The sequence below is a fragment of the Gilliamella sp. B3892 genome (assembly GCF_026536305.1).
GTDB lineage: Bacteria > Pseudomonadota > Gammaproteobacteria > Enterobacterales > Orbaceae > Gilliamella.
The window spans coordinates 339,398-363,330 of record NZ_JAFNOK010000001.1; the positions used below are offsets into that span (position 1 = coordinate 339,398).

Below are 23,933 nucleotides of genomic sequence, written 5' to 3' on the forward strand. Positions count from 1 at the left end.
AATTTGAATGAATAAGTTATTGAAAGGTATTATTAGTCTAAGCTTTATTTTATCTGTTGTAAGTCCAAATGTTCAGGCAACATCGCCAGTTTATGAAAAAGTTCCGGTTTTAAAACAAGATGATATACATCAAATTGTCGCAAAACGTGTGACGAACTTTTTTACACAATCACATTATCGTGATTTTGCACTCAATGGTGCTTTTTCAGCACAAATCTTTGATCGCTATTTTAAGCTATTAGATAGCAATAAAGCGATATTTTTACAAAGTGATATTGATAGTTTTCGAAGCAGACAAGAGTTGTTAGGTGAAGAGCTAATCAATGGCGATCTAAAAACAGCTTATGATATTTATAATCTTTCATTACAAAAACGCTACAACCGCTATAAGTATGCGCTTGATGTATTAAAACGTCCTATGGACTTTTCTGCTAAAGATGAAATCAACTTTAAACGTGAAGATTTAGCCTGGCCGAAAACCGAAAGCGAGCTTGATGAATATTGGAACAAACGTGTCAAATACGATGAGCTTAATTTGGCGTTGACCGGAAAAAATGAAGAGCAAATCCGTGAAGCATTAACCAAACGATATAATCGTGTTATAAAAACAATCATCCAATCGAATAATGAAGATGGCTTTCAAGTCTTTATGAATGCCTTTGCTCGAGAAATTGATCCCCACACCAGTTATTTAGCGCCACGTAAAAAGCGTGATTTTGACTCTGATATGAGCTTATCTCTTGAAGGAATAGGGGCGACATTGGGTCAAAAAGATGATTATACTGAGATTATGTCATTTGTATCCGGTGGTCCAGCTGAAAAAAGCAAATCACTCGCTGTCGGTGATAAAATTATTGGCGTTGGTCAAAGTAATTCGCCTATCGAAGATGTCGTTGGTTGGCGTTTAGATGACATTGTAGATAAAATTCGTGGTCCTAAGGGCACTGTGGTTAAATTAGAAATTTTACCGGCAGACAATAATGGTAAACCTAAAGTTGTTGAGATCACTCGTGATAAAATTCATTTTGAAGATCGTGAAGCTAAATTAAAGATCATTAATAATGAACGCGGTAAAGTTGGTGTGCTTGAAATACCAAGTTTCTACATTGGTTTAACCAAAAAGGTTGAATCATTACTCATCACTGCCAATCAAGAAAATCTTCAAGGACTAGTGATTGATTTACGTGATGACGGTGGCGGTTCATTAGCCGAAGTTATTGAATTAACCGGTCTATTTATCGACACCGGGCCAGTTGTTCAAGTTCGCGACAATTTGCAAAAAGTGACGACCTATGATGACAAAAATCGAGGCATTGGCTTTAGTAAACCAATTGTTGTGATGATCAACCGTTATAGTGCATCGGCTTCTGAGATCTTTTCAGCAGCAATGCAAGATTATGGGCGAGCCTTAATCGTTGGTGAAACCACTTACGGAAAAGGTACAGTACAGACTTCTCGTAATATCTCCTATCCGGCTGATGCTCGATTACATCCGGATTGGCCAGAGTTAGGTGGCGCTCAGTACACAGTACAAAAATTCTATCGTATCAATGGCGGAAGTACCCAACTAAAAGGGGTTGATCCCGATATTGAAATGACTCAATCAAAATATATTGATGAAACAGGTGAGCGTTATTTAGATAATGCATTGCCATGGGATAAAATTGCGTCAGCAGATTATTTAACGGTTGCCAATATTAAACCATTGTTGCCGGAATTAAAATCGAAGCATATTGCTCGCATTAAAAAGAATCCTGAGTTTATCTATATCGAGGAAGACATTAAACGATTGAATGATAAAAAAGATCGTCAATATATCGTTTCCTTAAATAGAAAAGAACGGGAAACCGAGCAAAAAAGAGATGAAGATCGTGATTTGAAACGCATGAATGAGCGATTAAGTCGTGAAGGTCTCAAGCCGATTGCTAAATTAAGTGATTTACCTAAGGATTATAAAAAGCCCGATCCTTTTTTAGATGAAGCTGTAGAAATGCTTCTTGATTTGGCGCCTAACTATCCTGAAATAGAGGAAAATAAGTCATTAAGGGGTTTTCTGCCACTTGATGGACCAATTGAAAGTGAATAAATTAGAATTAAGAAATTAATTGGAGAGAGAATATGAATACAGATTTAAAATACGGTTTAATTGCGACAGTACTTATTCTATCAATTATTGCCGCATTTGGCGTGATTGTTTGTATGAATTAAAATACTTGATTAATTGTGCTGAGATCATTATAGTATGCAGCCTGCTACAAAATGCAGGCTCTTAAATTAAGGTGAGGTGTCCGAGTGGTTGAAGGAGCACGCCTGGAAAGTGTGTATACGGCAACGTATCAAGGGTTCGAATCCCTTCCTCACCGCCATTATATTGATTTAATCACAGAAGGATGCGCACCACTGGTTTAAACTTAATTACCAGTTGGAACTTTCGACGTTTCTTTGGTAAAGCCTCTGTGGTAAATAAGCTCGAGTAACCAGTAAACCCTTCCTCTCCTTGATCATTCGGAGCCAATATGGAAAACTTACGTACTGTTCAGGATTTTATTCGCTGGACTACTTCGCAATTTAGCCTGTCAGATATCTATTTAGGGCATGGAACAGATAACCCTATTGATGAAGCGAAGCAACTTATTTTATCTACTTTAGGCTTATCATTATTTATTCCTCCTGAATTTTACGCAGCTAATCTCACTAATGACGAAAAACTTCAGCTCATTGATTTAGTCAATAAACGAATTAATGATCGGGTACCTACGCCTTATTTGATCAATCAAGCTTGGTTTTGCGGACATAGTTTTTATATCGATGAGCGAGTATTAATACCCAGATCGCCAATTGGCGAGTTAATCGATAATCGATTTGAAACCCTATTAACAACTCAGCCACAAAATATTTTAGACTTATGCACCGGAAGTGGTTGTATCGGTATTGCTTGTGCGTATGCTTTTCCACAAGCACATGTTGATATAACAGATATCTCTTTAGAGGCACTCGATGTTGCCCAAACCAATATTGATTTGCATCAAATGATGTTTCAAGTCACGCCTATTTTGTCCGATCTGTTTAACGATATTCCAACTAAACAATACGATCTTATTGTGTCAAACCCACCTTATGTGGATGATGAAGATATGAATGATCTGCCGGAAGAGTTTGAGTATGAGCCTAAACTCGCGCTTGAAGCTGGTGATGATGGTTTGGATTTAGCAAAAAGAATATTACGTGATGCTGTTAATTATTTAGCACCAAACGGCGTGTTAGTTTGTGAAGTTGGTAATAGTTGGGTCAGTTTACAACAACAATATCCCGATGTACCGTTTAATTGGATTGAATTTGAACGTGGAGGACTGGGTGTTTTTTCCATAACACGTGAAGAGCTGATTAAATATCATCACTATTTTTAAATAAGTTTTTCTCTAATCGGAATAAAAATATTATGTCAGGAAACTCAATCGGAAAATTATTTAAAGTGACGACTTTTGGTGAGTCGCATGGTACTGCATTAGGCTGCATAGTTGACGGCGTGCCTCCTGGTCTTAGCTTAACCGAAGCGGATATGCAACACGATCTTGATCGTCGCCGGCCGGGCACCTCCCGTTACACTACTCAGCGACGCGAGCCTGATCAGGTGAAAATTTTGTCTGGTGTTTTTCAAGGCATCACAACCGGTACCAGTATTGGTTTATTAATTGAAAATACCGATCAGCGTTCACAAGATTATAGTCAAATAAAAGATATTTTTAGACCAAGTCATGCTGATTTCACCTACCAAAAAAAATATGGTATCCGTGATTACCGTGGCGGCGGTCGTGCTTCTGCTCGTGAAACTGCTATGCGAGTTGCTGCTGGTGCTATTGCTAAAAAGTACCTATACGAAAAACTTGGTATACAAATTCGAGGCTATTTAGCGCAAATGGGTGATATTGAGTGTGAGCTTAAAGACTGGCAACAAGTTGAACAAAATCCGTTTTTTTGTGCTGATGAAAGCAAACTTGAAGCGCTTGATAGTTTACTGAGAAAGCTTAAAAAAGAGGGTGATTCAATCGGCGCAAAAGTGTGTGTGGTTGCACAAAATGTTCCTGTTGGGCTGGGTGAACCTGTGTTCGACAAATTAGATGCAGAACTTGCCCATGCTTTAATGAGCATTAATGCGGTTAAAGGCGTTGAAATAGGTGACGGCTTTGCGGTAATTAATAAGCGAGGCAGTGAAAATCGTGATGAAATTACCCCTGAAGGCTTTTTATCTAATCATGCTGGCGGTATTTTAGGCGGTATTAGCTCCGGGCAAACCATTTTGACAAGTATTGCTTTAAAACCTACGCCAAGTATTGAAATTGCCGGGCAGTCGATTAATGTTTATGGTGATAGCGTTAAAGTATCGACGCATGGTCGACATGATCCTTGTGTGGGGATCCGTGCAGTACCAATTGCTGAAGCAATGGTTGCAATTGTTTTAATGGATCATTATCTTCGACACCTTGCACAATGTAGTGATGTAAAATAATCATGAGTTACGAATTACTGGCTTTACTTTTTTTTATTGCCATGTTGGCTGGTTTTATTGATTCTATTGCTGGTGGCGGTGGGCTATTAACGGTACCAGCACTTTTGGCGGTAGGCTTACCGCCAGCCAGCGCTTTAGCCACCAATAAATTACAAAGTACTGGGGGATCTTTCTCTGCCAGCCTTTACTTTATTCGTGAACGCATGGTTGATTTAAAACAGCAAAAATTCGCAATTACCTGTGCCTTTATTGGCTCGGCGCTTGGCACATTATCCGTCATGCATATACAAGCTGACTTTTTAAAATTACTCTTACCGATCTTAACTATAAGTGTTGGGCTCTATTTTTTACTCTCCCCGACCATTGGGGAAAATGATCGTAAAAGTCGCCTAACCATAATCCAATTCGCCTTATTACCAGCATTAGCTATCGGATTTTATGACGGTTTTTTTGGGCCCGGAGCTGGCTCATTTTACGCAGTAGCCTATATCACCCTTGCCGGTTTTAATTTAACCAAAGCCACTGCACATACCAAAGTACTCAATTTTACCTCTAACTTAGCGGGCTTAATCTTTTTTATTGTTGGTGGAGAAGTGGTATGGTCAATTGGTCTTGTTATGCTTGTTGGTCAATTTATTGGCGCAAGATTAGGGGCCAAAATGGTTATCGCTAAAGGGCGAAAATTGATAAGACCAATGCTTATTACCGTTTCCACTATTATGAGTATCAAACTCATCTATGAAAACTTCTTCTCTTAGAGAATAAAAAGATACTTACGATTAATCACAAAACCCCGCTCCTGAAAATTTTTTGAGGAGCGGGGTTTTTGCGTTTTAAAATGCTCTGATTTTAATGGCTGGAATTGTCATTGTATTTTATTTAAACAACGATCATCTTAAACCGGTTAATAATTTATCATCTTATAATTAGTAAAGCGATTTATTGAATTAGCTTTTATAAAAATTGTTATTTAAAAAAGCTCGTTTTTTACATAAAACAGTGTTAATTTGTCATTATGTAAAAATTGAATTTATTTTCTTATAATCATGGATTTGATTCACTCTTCTGATCTTAAAACCATTTTACATTCCAAGCGTGCTAATATTTATTATTTAGAACACTGCCGGGTTTTAGTCAATGGTGGTCGAGTTGAGTATGTCACCGATCAAGGGCAGCAATCCTTGTATTGGAACATTCCGATAGCTAACACCACCTGCATTTTGCTTGGTACCGGTACTTCATTAACGCAAGCTGCTGTCCGTGAACTTTCAAGAGCCGGGGTAATGATTGGATTTTGTGGTGGCGGCGGAACACCACTATTTGCTTCGACCGAATCAGAGTTTGCTTGTCAATTTTTTTCACCTCAAAGTGAGTATCGTGCAACTGAATACTTACAAAGTTGGTGCCAATTTTGGTTTGATGATCAGCGCCGATTACAAGCCGCTAAAATGTTACAACAGCATCGACTTAACATCATTCAATCGAGTTGGTTAGAATTTGATTGGGCAGTAGATCAAAATCAATTAACTAACATTATCAACGATGCCAGAGAACAGTTTGATACAGCTAAAAATAGTCAATCTCTGTTAACAGCAGAAGGACGATTTAGCAAAAGATTGTATGCAATGGCAAATCAATTAACGTTGCAAGATGACAAATTTAAAAGAGAGCATGCCACTCGAAATAAAAGCCATGATCCTGCTAATCAATTTTTAGATCATGGTAATTATTTAGCTTATGGTTTAGGTGCTACGGCTTGTTGGGTATTGGGTTTGCCACATGGTTTAGCTATTTTACATGGCAAAACTCGACGTGGCGGCTTAGTTTTTGATGCTGCTGATATTATTAAAGATGGAATGGTTTTACCTCAAGCTTTTATATCTGCTATGCAAGGTGATGATGAGAAAACATTTCGTCAATCTTGTATTTCACAATTCGCGCAATTAGGCGCGCTCGATATGATTATTGATACGTTAAAACAAATTGCGGATAAAACATGAATATTTTACTTGTGAGCCAATGCAAAAAAAGAGCATTAACAGAAACCCGTCGAATCATCGATCAATTTGCTGAGCGTTGTGGTGAACGAACTTGGCAAACGCCGATGACTTCTGCCGGTTTACAAACGCTTTATAAATTATTACGAAAAACCGCTCGAAAAAATACTGCTGTTGCTTGCTACTGGACACATGGAAAAAATCAAACTGATCTCCTTTGGATTGTCGGCGATAAAAGCCAATTTAACCAGCAAGGACGAGTGCCGACTAATCGTACAAAACGAAATATTTTACGTAATAACAGCGAAGAGACTTGGCAATATACAACATCAATTCAACTTATTACCACCATTGCTGCTTTATTACATGATCTAGGTAAAGCGACTATCGGATTTCAAAATAAATTACGAGCGGAAACAGCAATAGCAGGTGATCCTTATCGGCATGAGTGGATTTCATTACAAATATTTTTATTAATGATTAAAAATTGTACTAATAATCAAGCCGTATTGGAACGGCTAGCCAATTTTTCAGAATATCAAGAGCAAAATCCAAACTGGCATCAAGATTTAACATGCACCGAAAAAGGTGATTTAACTCAAATACCCTTATTAGCTCAATGGATTGCTTGGTTAATTGTTTCACATCATCGAATGCCTTTTTTATCAGAATCAATGGGTGGCGATAAGAAAAAAAAGCAGAAGAAAGAACTATTACTTGCTAACTTCAAACAAGACAATTTTTATAAAACACTAAAAGCCGTTGAAGGTTGGGTTAAAAATAAAAATAGCCAACATGCTAATCCAAACTCTTTTTGGCAGCTTAAAGATGATATAACGTTAAGTAATGCATGGTTAAAAAAACTCTGTCGTTATGCAAGTAAAGCACTTAATCACCCGCCTTTAATGCAGCTAACTGCAATTGATGAATTTTTATTACATATATCTCGTTTGAGTTTAATGGTTGCTGATCACAATTTTTCAAGTTTATCTTTGGTAAATGATGAAGCAGGTAAAAACAAAGAAATCTTGATTGCCAATACCAATTATCAAAAAAAACCGAAACAGCGCTTAGATGATCATTTAATTGGTGTTGCTAACTTATCAGCTCGATTTGTTCGATTGCTACCCAAAATGGCAATGGAATTACCGGCAATTAACCACCATAAAGCATTTACACAACGTACGACAATCAAACGTTTTCAATGGCAAAATCATGCATTTGATTTGGCTAAAAGTTATCAGCAAACGAGTGATGAAAACGGTTTTTTTGGGATAAATATGGCATCAACAGGTTGCGGTAAAACGTTAGCGAACGGCCGAATTATTTATGCATTAGCTAATCCTAAACGTGGTGTGCGTTTTACCATTGCGTTAGGTTTACGAGTATTAACATTGCAGACAGGTAAAGCACTTAGAGACAGACTACAACTGACAGATGAGCATGTGGCAACCTTAGTTGGTGGAAGTGCGTCAAAAACCTTATTTGAGTTAGAAAATGATGCAAAATCAGAACAAAAGAGACGAGAACATAACACCTATAACGATCAAAATTCACAGAATCATAATCCTGAAAGTTACGGTAGCGAATCTATCGAATCTTTAATGGATGAATACATTGATGTCGCTGAAACAGGCATTGCTGATACCGAATTGGGTACTATTATTGAAAACAGTAAAGCTCGTCAATTACTTTATACCCCAATTGTCACCTGTACTATTGATCATATTATTCAAGCTAGTGAAGGCACTCAAGGCGGTAAATATATTGCACCAACATTAAGATTGCTTACTTCTGATCTCATATTAGATGAACCCGATGATTTTGATCAACACGATCTTCCTGCTTTAGCTAGATTAGTTCATTTAGCAGGACTTTATGGTAGTAAAGTATTGCTTTCTTCTGCTACTTTAACCCCCGATCTGATAGCTGGTTTATTTGACGCCTACCAAGCCGGAAGGAAAATATGGAATCAAAATAATAGTAGTCAAAGCAGTAATCGTATTATCTGCGGTTGGTTTGACGAATATCATCAGTCAGTCATGCCAATTGATGATCTTAATCATTTCAAAAATGAGCATCAACATTTTGTTCACTCACGCATAATGCAGCTAGAAAAAGAAGCGATTCGTCGTCAAGGACATATTCTAAAATTACTGGATTATCAGAAAAATAAAAAAGCGAATGAAAAACTCAATTACCATATTTTAGCAAAGCAAATTCTGGAACAAGCAAGCCTATTTCACGAGCTATATCATCAGACTGACGAGACATCAAAAAAACAGGTCAGTATTGGTTTAATCCGATTTGCCCATACTGAAGATGTCATCGCAATTACTAAACAGATATATCAGCAACACACATTACCTGACGATACTGTATTTCATATTGTAGTTTACCATGCCAGACAACTTTTATTGCTACGTAGCCAATTGGAAGAAAAACTAGATAGAATTTTAAACCGTAGCGATCCGAAAGCATTATTCAACCAACCGGAAATTATTGAAGCAATAAAACACAGCAAAATACAGAATCACATTTTTATCGTCATTGGCACACCTGTTACTGAAGTAGGGCGTGATCATGATTATGATTGGGCGATTGTCGAGCCCTCATCTATGCGTTCCATTATTCAATTAGTCGGACGCGTTTGGCGACACCGCCCTGATAAATCTACGCATAGCCCAAATGTAGCAATCTTAGGCAGTAACATCGAATCGATAAAAAAAGGAAACAACTATGGTTCAGTGGAAGCCTGTTTTGCCAGACCGGGTTTTGAACAAGAGCCTGATTTTTTATTAAAATCACATAAAAGCGAAGAAATTATACCAAGCAAACAACTCGAAAATATTAATGCTATTCCACGCATAGTTTCATCACCAGAAGATGGTTTAACGCTTGCTGAATTAGAGCATAATGTCATGGCGGACTTATTTGCCGTTAATGCAAAAACAAGCAACTATGTTACTTGTTATTGGCAACCTAATTTGGCACATCATCATTGTGTGCATTTGCAAAAGATCTCGCCATTTAGAATGAAAAGTCAAAAAGAAGATGATTACGTCTGTCAGTTAGATGAAGATGGTAATCACAATTTTAGTTATGCTGAAAATGCATGGCAAAAACCAGATGAACAATGCCCTGAAACAGAAAATTACGCTATCCAATATCAAAATTGGCAGTTAGATAACCCAAAAGTACAAATATGGCTATCAAATACCGTACAACAAGCCATGGAAAAACTAGCCGAACATTTGCCAAATAAAAACCTATATCGGCTGGCAAACGAATTTTGCACAGTTAGTTTAGCAAGTGGAACACGCTGGTGCTTTAATCCTTGTTTTGGATTTTATAAGGAATAAAAAAGGAATTTGACGATTTTTTATATAGGCAGTATTTAAAAAGTTAATGTTTTAATTATATTTATTATTGAAAATAGGAGGGCCAATGAATAGTATTTCTTGGCAAGATATTAGAAAGGTAATCATAAACTTTCTAACGCAACGGCTTGCTAATAATAGTAGCTACAAAAGTGAGCTTGTAAAATTAGCTAAAGCTAGAGAAAACAATGATTCATTAGCAATTACTGAATCACAACAAAAAATTAATGATTTATTAAAGCGTTATGATTTTGAAACTTGGATGGAAGATGCGGCAACCAGAAGGATATTCTGGATATCTATAGCTTCTCATATTAGCAAAGGGATCCATTCTTCAAGTCTTGGTGATAATAATAATTATCTAACGCAGACTAAGCCAATTAATCAGACAGTTATATCTTCCGCTACACTAACTACGTTACCACTTGATTGTTCAGGCAATGCTGCAGCTTTAGATATATTTTCATTATTAAATCAAGTTGTAACGGGTGAAACAACACTATTGCAATTGATTATAGAAGATCATCCTGCCGTTTTGGATGCTTTATCTGACGATAAACAAAAAGCATCGCTTTATTTAGTCAATTTAAAAAAAGCTATATTTAATGAATTTGAACATCCTAAAGCTTCAGAACTCAATAAACAATTTTATTGGCCAAATAGCCAAGAAAGCTATTTAGCTCATCTAGAAAATAATTATCGGTTATTAGTTCCATTACATCCTAGTTCGTTATGTCATGTAGTTTATCAGAAAGTGCAAGAAAGGTTTTCCGAACAGAACAAAAAAGCCCGTGAACAAAGAAGGATAAAAGATGCAGTACATGAACCCTATTTTTCTTTTCAAAATTTAGCTGTAGTTAAGTTGGGTGGCAGTAATCCTCAAGGTGTGAGTCAATTAACAAGCAATCAAGGTGGTCGAAATTTCTTATTACCTTCAATACCACCCGAATTTAAAACTTCCAAATTTCCGTCGATTACCGTTCACAAACAAAATATTTTTGATAATTCAATGCAATATTTTTGTCGGTTTGGTTTTAGATTACTCTTTGATATGGTTCAGGCGCCTAATAATGTCGTTGAAGAAAGGGATAATCGTAAAGATGCTTTAGATATTATTTTATCTTATGTCCTTAAGTTTGCTAAGCATATCCAGCAAACCATGCCTGCTGGATGGAGTAGGGAATACTCTCTAGACTTAAACCAAAAGCTTTGGCTAGACCCTAAGCGAGCAGAGTTAGAAGATGAAGAAGATTTCAAACAATACTATGATAAAGGTGATTGGCTAGTTGGTATTAAACAAGATTTTGCTTTTTGGATTCAATGCGTGTTGAAAAATAAATTTAATGATATCAGTGAGCAATTTTCAGATCCTGAATTTAATGAATGGTGTAGCGAATTTAGCGCTGCGGTAAAAGCGAGTCAACGTAAAAAAGAGGGGATTTTCTAATGGCTTCGTTAAATTATTATCTACTTTTTGACCATGTTAAAATTCACAATGCTAATGCTATATCAAGCCCATTGACTTATGGTTTTCCGGCTATTTCTGGATTTTTAGGTGCTATTCACGCTTTAAATCGAAAAATTGAATCCAAAGAACCAATTTATCTTGACGGGGTATTAATTGCTTGTCATGAGTGTGATGTACAAGTTTATCGCCCTAATGATTATTCAGATTATATTTTTCGGTTAACTCGCAACCCATTAGCAAAAAATGGTGATACTCGCTCAATCATCGAGGAAGGTAAAGTTCATCTTGATGTGAGTTTATTAGTAGAAGTGAAAATCGAAAATATCGATACGCTCGATGATGAAGAACAACAACAAGCATTTGTTACGCAGATGAAGCAAAAACTTTATCAACAACGTATAGCGGGTGGGCACATAGTCTCAATTGAAAATGTAAAATTAATTTCTTCTGATGAATCAGATATAACATTAGCTAATTTGTTGCTGCCTGCATTTGTTTTAGTTGAAGCACAACAAGAGTTAGAAGATATCACTGCTGAATTACAACAAAAGAATCCTAATGCCACGCAACTCGATGCTTTAGTTGAAACTGCAATGCTTCATCATCAACCGCAAGAAAAAGATCATTGGCAAACTACTTCAATAAAGGAAGGGCGAGGTTGGCTAGTGCCTATCCCACTCGGATATCAAGCTATTTCACCACTATTTAAAGCTGGAATGGTTGAAAATGCACGTAGCAATGAATATGCAACACAATTTGTTGAATGTATCTATGGATTAGGTAAATGGGTATTTCCTTTGCGATTAAAGGGACATTTATCCCAAGCTTTTTGGCGTTATCAGTGTAGTAAATTGCAATCGAATAACGCAGACATTTATATGATTAATCAAAAAACTAATTAAAAATTTAGCATTACTAAAAAGGATGAAATTATGAGTAAAGATAAATTCGCAACCGCTTCAGTTTTAGCATTCGAACGCAGTTTTGATATTTCGGATGCCGTTTTTTTACAACAAGTTGATACAGACGATAACAATTTATATCCTGTTTTTATATCAGAAAAATCCGTTCGAGGGACAATTTCTAATCGCCTTAAAAATGCTGTTACTAATGATCCCGCAAAATTAGATGCCGAAATTCAAAAGGCTAATTTACAAACGGTTGATACCGCTGCGTTAGATACCGATAAAGATACATTAGTGGTTAAATGGAGTTGTAAAGTTCTGCCATTTTTAGGCAAACCATCAGTATGTAATAATATCGAGTATCAAGAAGAATTAACAAAAGTGACCAACGATTATATAAAATCTAACGGTATGAAAACGCTTGCTAAACGTTATGCCATTAATATACTTAATGGTCGTTGGTTATGGCGTAATCGCATGGCAGCTGAACAAATCACTATTTCGATCATTCACAATAATAAACCTGTTATTCATGTAAATGATGTTAAACAATATCAACTTAACTCATTTGATTACGAAGATAAAGCAATAGAAGATCTTGCTAAACTTATCGAAGCTGGACTATCTAACAAAGAATTTATTATCTTCGACATAGTAGCCAAATTAAAAATGGGCTTAGGTCAAGAAGTGTATCCTTCACAAGAGTTAATCTTAGATACTGGAAAAACAAAAAGTAAAGTACTTTATGAGAAAAACGAATGTGCAGCTATGCACTCGCAAAAAATCAGCAATGCTATTCGAACCATTGATACCTGGTATGATGAAAAAGCAGAGTTTCCGATTGCTATCGAACCTTATGGTGCCGTCACAACTATGGGGCATGCTTTCCGTCAACCTAAACAAAAACATGACTTTTACACGCTATTTGATAACTGGGTACTAAAAGGGGAAAAGCCATCACTTGAACAACAACATTATGTCATAGCGGTATTGATTCGCGGTGGTGTATTTGGTGCAAGTGGTAAGGAGTAATTATTATGCTCACTCACTATTTTGAACTAAGAGCAATCCCACAACTTGAGATAACTGAAACAGAAGTGATTAACCAAGTGATGCAATCACTTCATCAAGTTTTGGTTAATTATCAAGGTAATATTGCGGTTAGTTTCCCTTGTTATAATGTTCATCGAACATTAGGCGGAATTATTCGATTATTTGGTGATGAAGCTCAGTTACAACAATTTAAAACTGCCTTGCAGACGGTGGTTAGTGATTATACTATCGCCTTACCAATAACCCCGGTACCAACTAATATTAAAGGTTACCTACGTTTAATTCGCGTCAATCCTAAAGGGCAAAGCGCTTTAAGACGAGCTGAAAAACGTTTAACTGCACAAGGTAAATGGTCAGATGAAGTAAAAAATAAAATGATTGAAAAATGGAGTAGCGTTCAACTGAATTATCCACATCTTCATTTCACCAGCAAAAGCACTGGTCAAAACTTTATCATGTGGTTAAGACAAGAAAAATGTATAACACCTGTGCAGGGTGAATTTAACAGTTATGGACTAAGCAAAATAGCAACCATCCCTGATTTTTAATTAAGTATTAAGGGCATTATCATAATGCCCTTAACGCTTTTTATCATGCTCAGTAAGATAAGCTTCAATATTTTTGAAGAAAGCTTTTTTCGAATCCAAAAAATACCTTGGTATGTTGCCGTAAATTTATTTTAAACTAAGCAGTTTTTTGGGCTGTTTCACAGCAAAAAAGTTGAGGAATGGGATTTTGTGGAGTTCAAAATACAAACTTTAATAACTCTTTTTTAGCTAAAAATAAAATGATTAAAAATCAATATATTGTGAAATTGTTAAAAAGGGTTTTTAAACCTAAAATTGTCCTTTATGTTTTTATAAACGATGTTTATAGTATGTAAGATTCTACTTTGCAGCCGCATAGGCTGTTTAGAAAGTTTTGCAGCGTGGCTAATCGTGATTCATACCCTTTGCAGCCGCATAGGCTGTTTAGAAATGCGCTCATAAAATCGGGCTTATAACCTTTTCCTTTGCAGTTGCATAAGGGAGTTAGGATATTTTGGAAATATCTTACACTTTTATTTTTATACTAAAATGTGGGTATTTTCTGAAAGTTCTTGTCAATGCTTTGTTTTTTTGCTTAAACACCTATATTTTCTGAAACTTTTTGACAAGGTTTTTTACTTTCTTTGAAAGTTGCGGGTTTTTGGTTTCTAGGTTTCGGACGCTGTTAATTTGTCGATATATTCATTTCGGTCTATGCGTCCGAATAGGGGGATTTTATGCGAAATCCCCCTATACCCCCTCGCAGCACCGCCCAACGCGGTCTTCGACTGCCCTCCGCCTTCGTTCGGTCTTAACGCACCGGCGCTGATTTGTTCCGGACAAAGCAGCGCCTCGCCAAATATCCCTGTTTGGCGTGCTAACCTCACTCAGTTGTCGGCACTTTGTGAAGGTGCGGTCTGGTGCATTTGTTTGCTTTTGTGGAAGGTAATGGTAAGCCGTTTAGAAATAATAGGGGAGTTTAAAATACAAACTTTTTAAACCCTTTTTTTTAGCTAAAAATAAAACCATTAAAAATCAATACATTGTGCAAGCGTTAAAAAAAAGGGTTTTTAAACCTAAAATTGCCCTTTGTGTTTTTATAAACGATGTTTATAGTATGTAAGATTCTACTTTGCAGCCGCATAGGCTGTTTAGAAAAGAATTAGAACTACCGCAATTATCAGACTTTTCTTTGCAGCCGCATAGGCTGTTTAGAAAATTAAAACTCCTTTACTAAATCGGGGTTTAAACTTTGCAGCCGCATAGGCTGTTTAGAAAATTAACCTCATGTGCGCTTGTTGATGAATTTACTTTGCAGCCGCATAGGCTGTTTAGAAAGTGAGGATGAGAATGAACTATTGCAGTTATTGCTTTGCAGCCGCATAGGCTGTTTAGAAACTTTAGCTTTTTCAACATTTCCGCTTGTTGCTCTTTGCAGCCGCATAGGCTGTTTAGAAAAGATTTCATCGTCGCAACGAATGCATGCTGAACTTTGCAGCCGCATAGGCTGTTTAGAAATACAAGCGTTGTAAGGTGCTAACGTCGAAGATCTTTACAGCTGCATAAGCTGTTTAGAAAGAGCTTGGTACAAGCTACAATTTAACAGCTGACTTTACAGCTGCACAAGCCGTTTAAAAACATCGCTGTAGCACAGCAAGTTAGTGAAGTAACCTTAGGGCTGTAAAGCCCAAAAAGTTGAGTTATAAGTTTTTTAAAGCTCTAAAATCCCTGTGCTCGATAGCACAAAAATGCTATTTTGCTTTTTCTGTACAATTATTATTACAATGTTTATAGTAGCTTATATTTTGAATTAAGATTAGTTTCGGTCGCTTGTAATATTATGAAACTTCAACAATTACGTTACATTTTAGAAATAGCCCGCTCAGGCTCGATTAATGAAGCGGCTAAAAATTTGTATATTACCCAACCCAGTTTATCTACTGCGGTCAAGGAGTTGGAGGCTGAATTTGGCATTGAGATTTTTGTGCGAACTTCAAAAGGCGTTTCGCTATCAACCGACGGTGTTGAGTTTTTAGGTTATGCCAAACAGGTTTTGGATCAGGCTGAATTATTAGAACAGCACTATGCAAAAAAAGAGCCGTCTAAACAGCTTTGCAGTATATCGACACAACATTATGCTTTTGCGGTTAATGCATTTGTTAATCTCATCAAAAAAAATCATACCGATGAATATGAATTTACCCTTAGAGAAACCCGAACTTATGATATTATTACCGACGTCGCTAATTTGCGTAGCGAAGTAGGCATTTTATATTTAACCGATTTTAACCAAAAAGTGATTTTACGTTTGCTTAAAGAGCATCGTTTAACTTTTAATCCGCTTTTTGAAGCTGATCCTCATGTCTTCATTAGTACTCATCATCCTTTAGCTGCAATGAAATTGCTTACGCTTAATGATTTGGAAGATTATCCTTATCTCTCTTTTGAGCAAGGTGAATATAACTCTTTCTATTTTTCAGAAGAGATTTTAAGTACCATCTATCATAAAAAAAGCATTCATGTCAGTGATCGAGCGACGTTGTTTAACCTATTGCATGGGTTAAATGGTTATACAATTAGTACCGGTGTTTTAAGTACTGATTTAAATGGTTCTGATATTTTATCGATTCCGCTTGATGTTGAAGAAAAGATATTAATAGGTTGGATAACCTCTCAAAAAGCGCAATTAAGTCAGTCGGCGCAAAATTATATACAAGCACTTAAAAAATTGATTCAAGAAGAGTACGGTTTTAAACTTAAATAAGCTTGCTATTAAAGGAATAAATCGCATTGCTATTTCAATAATTTCAAGTATAATTGCGCACAATTCATATATTGATTATATGAATGCCGAGGAGTGTCTGAATTAGAGATCGGTCATTCCATTTTTTATTTTAATTTTAAGAGGTTTATTATGTCTCTAACTGTAGAAGCTAAAGCGAAAATCGTTGCTGAATATGGTCGTGGAACTAACGACACTGGATCAACTGAAGTTCAAGTTGCTCTTTTAACTGCACGTATCAATGATTTACAAGGTCATTTTTCTGAGCATAAAAAAGATCACCACAGCCGTCGTGGTTTATTACGTATGGTTTCTAGCCGTCGTAAATTATTAGATTATTTACGTCGTAAAGATTTCGATCGTTATAACCAATTAATTCAAAGACTAGGTTTACGTCGCTAATTACTAATCTACTTGAAAAGAGGCTTAGGCCTCTTTTTCGTTGTGAAAAGTTTGGGCTCTGATATAATACTGAGCGCAAAAAATTAAGTTAATTTTTTTAAGAGTAAATCAATAAGGTAAAAGATTGTCTCCATGTTTCGCGCGACTAATGAGAGCTCTATAATTTATAGATTTGTCATTAGTCGTGACAGTGAAATAATCTTTTGTTGAATACCCCCACATTGTTGAAGTGAATATCCCTAAGTTCAGCTTGATGCTGCTTCCTGTCGAGATATCAAACTTCAGCATATATAACAAGAGGACATTATTTTGTTTAATCCGACATATCAAAAATTCCAATATGGTCGCCATACTGTTACTTTAGAAACAGGAATTATGGCACGTCAAGCAACAGCCGCCGTTATGGTTAATATGGATGATACTGCTGTATTTGTAACCGTTGTTGCGAATAAAAAAGTTAAAGAAGGCCAAGACTTTTTCCCGTTAACGGTTAACTACCAAGAGCGTACTTATGCCGCTGGTCGTATTCCGGGTGGATTTTTTAAACGGGAAGGACGCCCAAGTGAAGGTGAAACCTTAATTGCACGCTTAATTGACCGTCCATTACGCCCGTTATTTCCGGAAGGATTTGTTAACGAAATTCAAATTATTGCAACCGTTGTTTCAGTTAATCCTGAAGTAAGCCCTGATTTAGTTGCTATGATTGGTGCATCTGCTGCGCTTTGTCTATCTGGCGTACCATTTCATGGTCCAATTGGTGCTGCACGAGTTGGATTTATCAACGATGAATTTGTCTTAAACCCTTCAGTAAAAGAGCTTGCCAGCAGTCGTTTAGATTTAGTGGTAGCAGGAACTAAAAGCGCTGTTCTCATGGTTGAATCAGAAGCGGATATTTTAACTGAAGATCAAATGTTGGCGGCAGTGGTATTTGGTCATGAGCAACAACAAGTTGTAATTGATAATATTAACGAATTTGTTGCTAAAGCAAATCGTGAAAAATGGGATTGGGTTGCACCAGCTAAAAACGAAGCTTTATATGACGCCGTTTCACAATTGGCTAAAGCCCGTTTAGGTGAAGCTTATCGTATTACTGAAAAACAAGCACGTTATGCACAAATCGATCTGATTAAAGAAGAGGTTTTAGCAACTTTACAGGCTCAAGATGAAGAGCTTGATGAAAACGAAGTTTTCAATATTATTGTTGATTTAGAAAGCCAAATTGTTCGCCAACGTGTTATTGCCGGTGAACCACGTATCGACGGTCGTGAAAAAGATATGATTCGAGCGCTGGATATTCGTACCAATGTATTACCAAGAACGCATGGTAGTGCTTTATTTACACGTGGTGAAACTCAAGCACTCGTGACAGCAACATTGGGGACTGAACGTGACGCTCAAATTATTGATGAGTTAACCGGTGAGTATACTGAACGATTCTTATTACACTATAACTTCCCGCCTTACTCAGTAGGTGAAACTGGTATGGTTGGTTCGCCGAAACGTCGTGAAATTGGTCATGGTCGTTTAGCTAAACGTGGTGTTGCTGCTGTAATGCCAAGTAAAGAAGAGTTCCCATATACTGTTCGTGTGGTTTCTGAGATTACTGAATCAAATGGATCATCTTCAATGGCTTCTGTTTGTGGTGCTTCATTAGCGCTTATGGATGCAGGTGTGCCAATCAAATCTTCTGTTGCCGGTATTGCAATGGGATTAGTGAAAGAAGGTGATAACTTTGTTGTGCTTTCTGATATTTTAGGTGATGAAGATCATCTTGGTGATATGGACTTTAAAGTAGCTGGTACCCGTGAAGGTGTGAGTGCTTTACAAATGGATATCAAAATTGAAGGCATCACTAAAGAGATTATGCAAGTTGCGCTAAACCAAGCAAAAGGTGCTCGTTTACACATCTTAAGCGTAATGGAGCAAGCGATTAACAAACCTCGTCAAGAGATTTCTGAATTTGCACCACGTATTTACACTATGAATGTCAATCCTGATAAGATCCGTGACATCATTGGTAAAGGTGGCGCAACTATTCGTGCATTAACCGAAGAAACAGGTACAACAATTGAGATATCGGACGACGGTACAGTGAAAATTGCAGCTTCTGACGGCAATAAAGCCAAAGATGCTATGGCTCGCATTAATAATCTGGTTGCTGATGTCGAAATTGGCAAAATCTACACCGGTAAAGTGACACGTATTGTTGATTTTGGTGCGTTTGTTTCTGTTATTGGTGGCAAAGAAGGTCTTGTTCATGTCTCACAAATTGCTGACCACCGAGTTGAAAAAGTGGCAGATTATTTGAAAGTTGGGCAGGAAGTGAATGTAAAAGTTCTTGAAATAGATCGCCAAGGGCGCATTCGTTTAAGTATGAAAGACGCCGTCGAATCAACACCAGACGTTGCTCCGACGACAGCAGAATAAAAGATTATTCATCAGGAGTTCAATATGAGACTATTCAACCTGAAAATTATAGCCTGTTTATTGGCAGTTGCTATTTTATCAGGTTGTAGTAGTTCTTTTACTGTATTGGCTGTTCCGGAGCAAATTTCTTATGATGACGAATTGAAAATTGCTCAGCTCAGCCAACAGTTATCACGAAAAGATATTGACCCTGTGACACGAATGCAGCTTATTTTTGAACGGGGTATTGTTTACGATTCATTAGGTTTTAAAGCGTTTGCACAAAGTGATTTTAATCATTTATTAAGTATGAACTCTGATGTTGCAGATCTCTATAACTTTTTAGGTACTTATGCCTTAAGAGATGGGGAATTTGATACTGCGATAATGTTGTTTAATACGACTTTAGAGCTCGATCCTGCTTATGCTTTTGCTTATTTCAATCGTGCTATTGCGTTGTATCGTACCGGACATTATCAAACAGCTCAACGAGATGCAATAAAATTCCATCAATATGATGTGAATGAACCAATCCGAATTTTGTGGCTATATCTGATTGAAAAAGAGGCAGATAAACAAGCCGCACAAAAAATGCTACAAAAACGTTACGATCAAATTAGTGATAAAACTGTTTATAGTAGCGATATCGTTGCATTTTATTTAGGTAAAATTAGTCAATCTAAATTAATGCAAAATCTTCAACAAGGCGTTGAAAATAATCGGCAGTTAGCTGAGCGCCTTTGTGAAACATACTTTTACTTAGGTAAATATTATCAGAGTAAAGGTGACAACGAGCGTGCCAAAATGTTATTTAAATATGCTTTAGCCAATAATATTTATAACTTTGTTGAACATCAACAGGCACTTTACGAATTAAAGTTACTTGATGAAAAGTAACAAGGGTCATGCCAGTTTAAAAGTGAAAATATTGTTATAGCGTAGTTCTGATTTGCCAATTATATACACAACTATTTGATGATGCTGTTAATCCGTTTTATCTTTCATAAAGATTGTACCGATATAACTATGTTGCACAATTCGAATAGCCTTAAAGCGTATCGGCAGTTAGTTATTGGGGTGAGTTGTAAATTTTCCATTTAGTGAGCTGGCATAAATTGATTAAACTTTCTTTTTTAAAAGCAATACATCATTAAAAAACCTGACTGAGGGTTATCGTTATTGATAATCATCGGAATTGTTATTGCATAAAAAGTCAGTTTTGGTTTTCAAATTTTCAAAGCGAGTTTACATGACAACAGAAGTTTCTTTTACTGATCTTGGTTTATCCGAAGATATACTTAATGCATTAAATGATCTAGGTTTTACTAAACCATCACCTATTCAATCTGAATGTATTCCACTTTTATTAGCTGGAAATGATGTTTTAGGGATGGCACAAACAGGTAGTGGTAAAACCGCCGCTTTCTCAATTCCTTTTTTGATGAATATTGATGTCAATTTAAAGGCACCACAACTTTTAGTTTTAGCGCCAACTCGTGAATTAGCTATTCAAGTTGCCGATGCTTGCGCAGAGTACGCTAAATATATGAAAGGCGTTAAAGTATTACCACTGTACGGTGGTCAACGTTATGATGTGCAATTACGTGCTTTAAAACAAGGACCTCAAATTGTCGTTGGTACACCAGGTCGTTTACTTGATCATTTAAATCGTAAAACGCTTGATCTTTCAAATCTTAAAGGATTAGTACTCGATGAAGCCGATGAAATGTTAAGAATGGGCTTTATCGATGATGTTGAAAGTATTATGGCAACCATTCCGGAAGATCATCAAACAGCACTATTTTCAGCGACGATGCCAGCGCCAATTCGTCGTATCACTAAGCGTTTTATGCATAACCCTAAAGAGGTACAAATCAAGGGTACGAATCAAACCGCTCCTGATATTGATCAAAGTTACTGGTTAGTTCGTGGTATGCGTAAAAATGAAGCGATTATTCGTTTCTTAGAGGCAGAAGATTTTGATGCTGCCATTATTTTTGTTCGTACTAAAACTGCAACTTTAGATGTTGCTGAAGTCCTTGAAAAACACGGTTATAGTTGTGCAGCATTAAATGGGGATATGACGCAACAGTTACGTGAACAAACACTTGATCGTTTGCGTAATGGTCGATTAGATATCCTTATTGCAACGGATGTTGCGGCACGAGGTCTTGATGTTGAACGTATTAGCTTAGTGATTAACTATGATATTACTTTAGATTCTGAATCTTATGTTCATCGTATTGGTCGTACTGGTCGAGCAGGGCGTGCCGGTCGTGCAATTTTATTTGTTGATAGCCGTGAACGTCGATTACTTAAAAATATAGAACAAACGATTAAAAAACCAATTCCGGAAGTGGGTTTACCGTCAAAAGAGTTGTTAGAAAAACGTCGTTTAGCTAAGTTTACTCAACAAGTACAAGCACAGCTTGAAAGTAGTGATTTGGATCAGTATCAAGCACTATTAAACCAGATTCAAACAGAATGTGGCGCTGATCTTCAAACTATTTCGACGGCTATACTTAAATTAGCTCAAGGTGAACGCCCATTAATTTTACCACCTGATCCGGTGTTCAAACCTTCTCGCGATATGCGTGATCGTGATGGACGTAATGGCGAGCGTCGTTTACGTGGCGATAATCGAGAAGCACCGAAACGCCGTGAACGTCGTGATGTTGGTGAAATGGATATGTATCGTATCGAAGTTGGTAAAGAAAACGGTATTGAAGTTCGCCACATTGTGGGAGCGATTGCCAATGAAGCGGATATTAGTAGCCGTTATATTGGTAATATCAAACTTTATGATACTTATTCAACCGTTGAATTACCAAAAGGGATGCCTAAGGATATCTTAAAACACTTTGAAAAAGTGAGAGTCCTTAATCAACCAATGAAGATGAGTTTAGTCAATGGCGCATCTTCTGATGCTAAGCGTGGTCGTCGTGGTAGTAGTAAAGTTGAATCGAAAGAGAAAGGCTTTACAAAAAAACGTGGTCGTGCGCCGGCACCTAAGTTTTAATTGTCAAAACCTCTGCTTAATGGCAGAGGTTTTTTTTATCAATGATTACCTCGAATATTTTCACCGGCACTTTTAGGAAGTGTCATAAAATCAATCATAGCGACAAGAGTTAACCCAGCAACCATTAATAATGCCAAACGAAAATCTTCAACTGTTAAATTGGTATTATTATGTCCATGAAAACAAGCTGCGATAAATAAGAATAATGCCCCTAATACTACCCCCAAAACATTGTTGATTTGTTGCGCAATAGTTGAAAGTATATTAGCGCTTTGTACTTCACTTTTATCAATTTGCGAAAAGCCTAAAGTATTTAGCGTTGTAAATTGAATTGATCTTGCCCCTCCGGATAGGAACAATACGGCTATCATCCATATCATTGGCGTTTGTGCCGTAAAAAAGGCGCATAAGACAAAACTGAGTGATAACAATAGGCCGTTTATAATTAAGATATGACGAAAGCTATAGCGACGGATCAAACTTGTATTGACTAATTTAAGTGTGATGTTACCAGCAAATAAAACCAATAATAGCGATCCGGCCAATAATGGTGACCAGCCAAATGCAACTTGAAACATAAGTGGTAACAGAAAAGGTGCACTGCTTAAGGCAATGCGGATTAATGATCCACCCAAAAAATTGGTTCGAAAAGTTCGTTTTGAAAATGCATGCAAGCTTATTAATGGATTATTTGAGTGGGTTAAATGATAACAAGCTATGGTCAATATCATACTGCCGGAAAAAACAATCGATAAGCACAGCCAGATACTGTTTTCGGTGTGTGAAATCATCTCCAGCCCGTAAACAAAAAGCAGTAAACCTAAGCCGCACAATATAAAACCGATTCCGTCAAACGCCCGCTTTTGTGGTCGCTCTTTAGGAATTAATTTCCTTGCAAAAAATAATGCGATAACCCCTAGCGGAATATTAAGAATAAAAATCCAATGCCATGTGAGATATTGGGCAAAAAATCCGCCAATCAAAGGTCCCATAACAGGCGCAATGAGACCTGGCCAAACTAAAATAGAAATAGTATTAACCAGTTGGTCTTTTTCGGTGCGGCTTAAAACAACTGTTCGCCCAACCGGTACCATTAATGATCCGCCTAATCCCTGCAATAACCTTGCTATGGTGAACATTGTCAGGTTAGTTGAAAGGGCACAAAATAATGAAGCTAACATAAATAAAACAATCGAAATGGAAAATACCCGATGCGCGGTAAAACGATTTGCCAGCCAACCACTGGCGGGTAGGCCAATAGCTAAGGCAAGCATGTAAGCACTAATGCCTATTGAAAGCGCTTGCGGGTTAACATAAAAAGATTTAGCCATATCCGGTATAGCCGTTGTGATGACGGTGGCATCTAAGTTTTCCATAAAAAATGTTGCTGCGACTAAAATCGCCATTTTTCGGACATGATTATTTTGCTGCATATGTTCACTAATAAAAAATAACTATCAATATATAGTACAAAAAATTTGAGTAAT

At 36.9% G+C, this 23,933-nt stretch carries 18 protein-coding genes, 1 tRNA gene and 1 CRISPR repeat array; of the genes, 17 read left to right on the forward strand and 2 right to left on the reverse strand.

Annotated elements, in window-relative coordinates:
* The first annotated feature begins 7 nt into the window (after nucleotides 1-7).
* The 12 genes from prc to cas6f all read left to right on the forward strand — a co-directional run bounded on the left by prc (nucleotide 8) and on the right by cas6f (nucleotide 13,858).
* Nucleotides 8-2,086 (forward strand): carboxy terminal-processing peptidase, encoded by a 2,079-nt coding sequence (gene prc, locus J3U74_RS01510; RefSeq protein WP_267329558.1) that lies wholly within the window; start codon nucleotides 8-10, stop codon nucleotides 2,084-2,086.
* Between the two features lie 32 nt (nucleotides 2,087-2,118).
* Nucleotides 2,119-2,208, forward strand: coding sequence for a YnhF family membrane protein (locus J3U74_RS01515; protein ID WP_220217881.1), 90 nt, complete (start codon nucleotides 2,119-2,121; stop codon nucleotides 2,206-2,208).
* A 70-nt stretch (nucleotides 2,209-2,278) separates the two neighbouring features.
* Nucleotides 2,279-2,366, forward strand: a tRNA-Ser gene (locus tag J3U74_RS01520).
* 150 nt (nucleotides 2,367-2,516) lie between these two features.
* Entirely contained in the window at nucleotides 2,517-3,407 is an 891-nt protein-coding gene (prmB, locus tag J3U74_RS01525) for a 50S ribosomal protein L3 N(5)-glutamine methyltransferase (protein WP_220217880.1), read from the forward strand.
* 32 nt (nucleotides 3,408-3,439) lie between these two features.
* A complete protein-coding gene (aroC, locus tag J3U74_RS01530) occupies nucleotides 3,440-4,507 on the forward strand; it encodes a chorismate synthase (RefSeq protein WP_267329557.1) in 1,068 nt (355 codons plus the stop codon).
* A 2-nt stretch (nucleotides 4,508-4,509) separates the two neighbouring features.
* Nucleotides 4,510-5,265, forward strand: coding sequence for a TSUP family transporter (locus tag J3U74_RS01535; protein WP_267329556.1), 756 nt, complete (start codon nucleotides 4,510-4,512; stop codon nucleotides 5,263-5,265).
* 288 nt (nucleotides 5,266-5,553) lie between these two features.
* Nucleotides 5,554-6,507: a type I-F CRISPR-associated endonuclease Cas1f gene (cas1f, locus tag J3U74_RS01540; protein WP_267375543.1), complete on the forward strand. Its 954-nt coding sequence runs from the start codon at nucleotides 5,554-5,556 to the stop codon at nucleotides 6,505-6,507.
* Nucleotides 6,504-9,866 (forward strand): type I-F CRISPR-associated helicase Cas3f, encoded by a 3,363-nt coding sequence (gene cas3f, locus J3U74_RS01545; RefSeq protein ID WP_267329554.1) that lies wholly within the window; start codon nucleotides 6,504-6,506, stop codon nucleotides 9,864-9,866. Before cas1f ends, cas3f begins: the two co-directional genes overlap by 4 nt.
* Nucleotides 9,867-9,951: 85 nt before the next feature.
* On the forward strand, nucleotides 9,952-11,331 hold the full coding sequence (gene csy1, locus J3U74_RS01550; protein WP_267329553.1) for a type I-F CRISPR-associated protein Csy1: 1,380 nt from the start codon (nucleotides 9,952-9,954) through the stop codon (nucleotides 11,329-11,331).
* Nucleotides 11,331-12,254 carry a type I-F CRISPR-associated protein Csy2 gene (gene csy2 / locus J3U74_RS01555; protein ID WP_267329552.1) on the forward strand — a complete coding sequence of 308 codons (924 nt, stop codon included), beginning with the start codon at nucleotides 11,331-11,333 and terminating at the stop codon, nucleotides 12,252-12,254. The genes csy1 and csy2 overlap by 1 nt, the downstream gene beginning before the upstream one ends.
* Nucleotides 12,255-12,284: 30 nt before the next feature.
* Nucleotides 12,285-13,289 (forward strand): type I-F CRISPR-associated protein Csy3, encoded by a 1,005-nt coding sequence (gene csy3, locus J3U74_RS01560; protein WP_267329551.1) that lies wholly within the window; start codon nucleotides 12,285-12,287, stop codon nucleotides 13,287-13,289.
* 5 nt (nucleotides 13,290-13,294) lie between these two features.
* Nucleotides 13,295-13,858 (forward strand): type I-F CRISPR-associated endoribonuclease Cas6/Csy4, encoded by a 564-nt coding sequence (cas6f, locus tag J3U74_RS01565; protein ID WP_267329550.1) that lies wholly within the window; start codon nucleotides 13,295-13,297, stop codon nucleotides 13,856-13,858.
* A 647-nt stretch (nucleotides 13,859-14,505) separates the two neighbouring features.
* On the opposite strand, the gene J3U74_RS01570 is transcribed toward cas6f, so the two are convergent.
* Entirely contained in the window at nucleotides 14,506-14,724 is a 219-nt protein-coding gene (locus tag J3U74_RS01570; RefSeq protein WP_267346891.1) for a hypothetical protein, read from the reverse strand.
* Between the two features lie 243 nt (nucleotides 14,725-14,967).
* Nucleotides 14,968-15,415: direct repeats of the CRISPR family, unit length 28 nt; unit sequence CTTTGCAGCCGCATAGGCTGTTTAGAAA.
* Nucleotides 15,416-15,677: 262 nt separating this feature from the next.
* On the opposite strand from J3U74_RS01570, the gene J3U74_RS01575 reads away from it, so the two are divergent.
* From J3U74_RS01575 to J3U74_RS01595, 5 genes are all read left to right on the forward strand, one after another.
* The gene (locus tag J3U74_RS01575) at nucleotides 15,678-16,601 is read left to right on the forward strand and encodes a LysR family transcriptional regulator (protein ID WP_267329750.1); all 924 of its coding nucleotides are present in this window, start codon (nucleotides 15,678-15,680) and stop codon (nucleotides 16,599-16,601) included.
* Nucleotides 16,602-16,751: 150 nt separating this feature from the next.
* Complete coding sequence (gene rpsO, locus J3U74_RS01580; protein WP_220217868.1) at nucleotides 16,752-17,021, forward strand: 30S ribosomal protein S15; 270 nt, start codon at nucleotides 16,752-16,754, stop codon at nucleotides 17,019-17,021.
* A 309-nt stretch (nucleotides 17,022-17,330) separates the two neighbouring features.
* Nucleotides 17,331-19,448, forward strand: coding sequence for a polyribonucleotide nucleotidyltransferase (gene pnp / locus J3U74_RS01585; protein ID WP_366518721.1), 2,118 nt, complete (start codon nucleotides 17,331-17,333; stop codon nucleotides 19,446-19,448).
* Nucleotides 19,449-19,472: 24 nt separating this feature from the next.
* Nucleotides 19,473-20,324 (forward strand): lipoprotein NlpI, encoded by an 852-nt coding sequence (gene nlpI / locus J3U74_RS01590; RefSeq protein WP_220217867.1) that lies wholly within the window; start codon nucleotides 19,473-19,475, stop codon nucleotides 20,322-20,324.
* Between the two features lie 352 nt (nucleotides 20,325-20,676).
* Nucleotides 20,677-22,446, forward strand: a complete 1,770-nt coding sequence (locus tag J3U74_RS01595) for a DEAD/DEAH family ATP-dependent RNA helicase (protein WP_267329751.1) — start codon at nucleotides 20,677-20,679, stop codon at nucleotides 22,444-22,446.
* A 38-nt stretch (nucleotides 22,447-22,484) separates the two neighbouring features.
* Here J3U74_RS01595 and J3U74_RS01600 read toward each other — a convergent pair whose 3' ends face one another.
* Complete coding sequence (locus tag J3U74_RS01600; RefSeq protein WP_267329752.1) at nucleotides 22,485-23,879, reverse strand: MFS transporter; 1,395 nt, start codon at nucleotides 23,877-23,879, stop codon at nucleotides 22,485-22,487.
* Nucleotides 23,880-23,933 lie beyond the last annotated feature (54 nt).

What these genes read in the sequence shown, in the direction of transcription:
- prc (WP_267329558.1), top strand. Translation starts at nt 8, where the DNA reads ATGAATAAGTTATTGAAAGGTATTATTAGTCTAAGCTTTATTTTATCT.
- J3U74_RS01515 (WP_220217881.1), top strand. Translation starts at nt 2,119, where the DNA reads ATGAATACAGATTTAAAATACGGTTTAATTGCGACAGTACTTATTCTA.
- prmB (WP_220217880.1), top strand. Translation starts at nt 2,517, where the DNA reads ATGGAAAACTTACGTACTGTTCAGGATTTTATTCGCTGGACTACTTCG.
- aroC (WP_267329557.1), top strand. Translation starts at nt 3,440, where the DNA reads ATGTCAGGAAACTCAATCGGAAAATTATTTAAAGTGACGACTTTTGGT.
- J3U74_RS01535 (WP_267329556.1), top strand. Translation starts at nt 4,510, where the DNA reads ATGAGTTACGAATTACTGGCTTTACTTTTTTTTATTGCCATGTTGGCT.
- cas1f (WP_267375543.1), top strand. Translation starts at nt 5,554, where the DNA reads ATGGATTTGATTCACTCTTCTGATCTTAAAACCATTTTACATTCCAAG.
- cas3f (WP_267329554.1), top strand. Translation starts at nt 6,504, where the DNA reads ATGAATATTTTACTTGTGAGCCAATGCAAAAAAAGAGCATTAACAGAA.
- csy1 (WP_267329553.1), top strand. Translation starts at nt 9,952, where the DNA reads ATGAATAGTATTTCTTGGCAAGATATTAGAAAGGTAATCATAAACTTT.
- csy2 (WP_267329552.1), top strand. Translation starts at nt 11,331, where the DNA reads ATGGCTTCGTTAAATTATTATCTACTTTTTGACCATGTTAAAATTCAC.
- csy3 (WP_267329551.1), top strand. Translation starts at nt 12,285, where the DNA reads ATGAGTAAAGATAAATTCGCAACCGCTTCAGTTTTAGCATTCGAACGC.
- cas6f (WP_267329550.1), top strand. Translation starts at nt 13,295, where the DNA reads ATGCTCACTCACTATTTTGAACTAAGAGCAATCCCACAACTTGAGATA.
- J3U74_RS01575 (WP_267329750.1), top strand. Translation starts at nt 15,678, where the DNA reads ATGAAACTTCAACAATTACGTTACATTTTAGAAATAGCCCGCTCAGGC.
- rpsO (WP_220217868.1), top strand. Translation starts at nt 16,752, where the DNA reads ATGTCTCTAACTGTAGAAGCTAAAGCGAAAATCGTTGCTGAATATGGT.
- nlpI (WP_220217867.1), top strand. Translation starts at nt 19,473, where the DNA reads ATGAGACTATTCAACCTGAAAATTATAGCCTGTTTATTGGCAGTTGCT.
- J3U74_RS01595 (WP_267329751.1), top strand. Translation starts at nt 20,677, where the DNA reads ATGACAACAGAAGTTTCTTTTACTGATCTTGGTTTATCCGAAGATATA.
- J3U74_RS01600 (WP_267329752.1), bottom strand. Translation starts at nt 23,879, where the DNA reads ATGCAGCAAAATAATCATGTCCGAAAAATGGCGATTTTAGTCGCAGCA.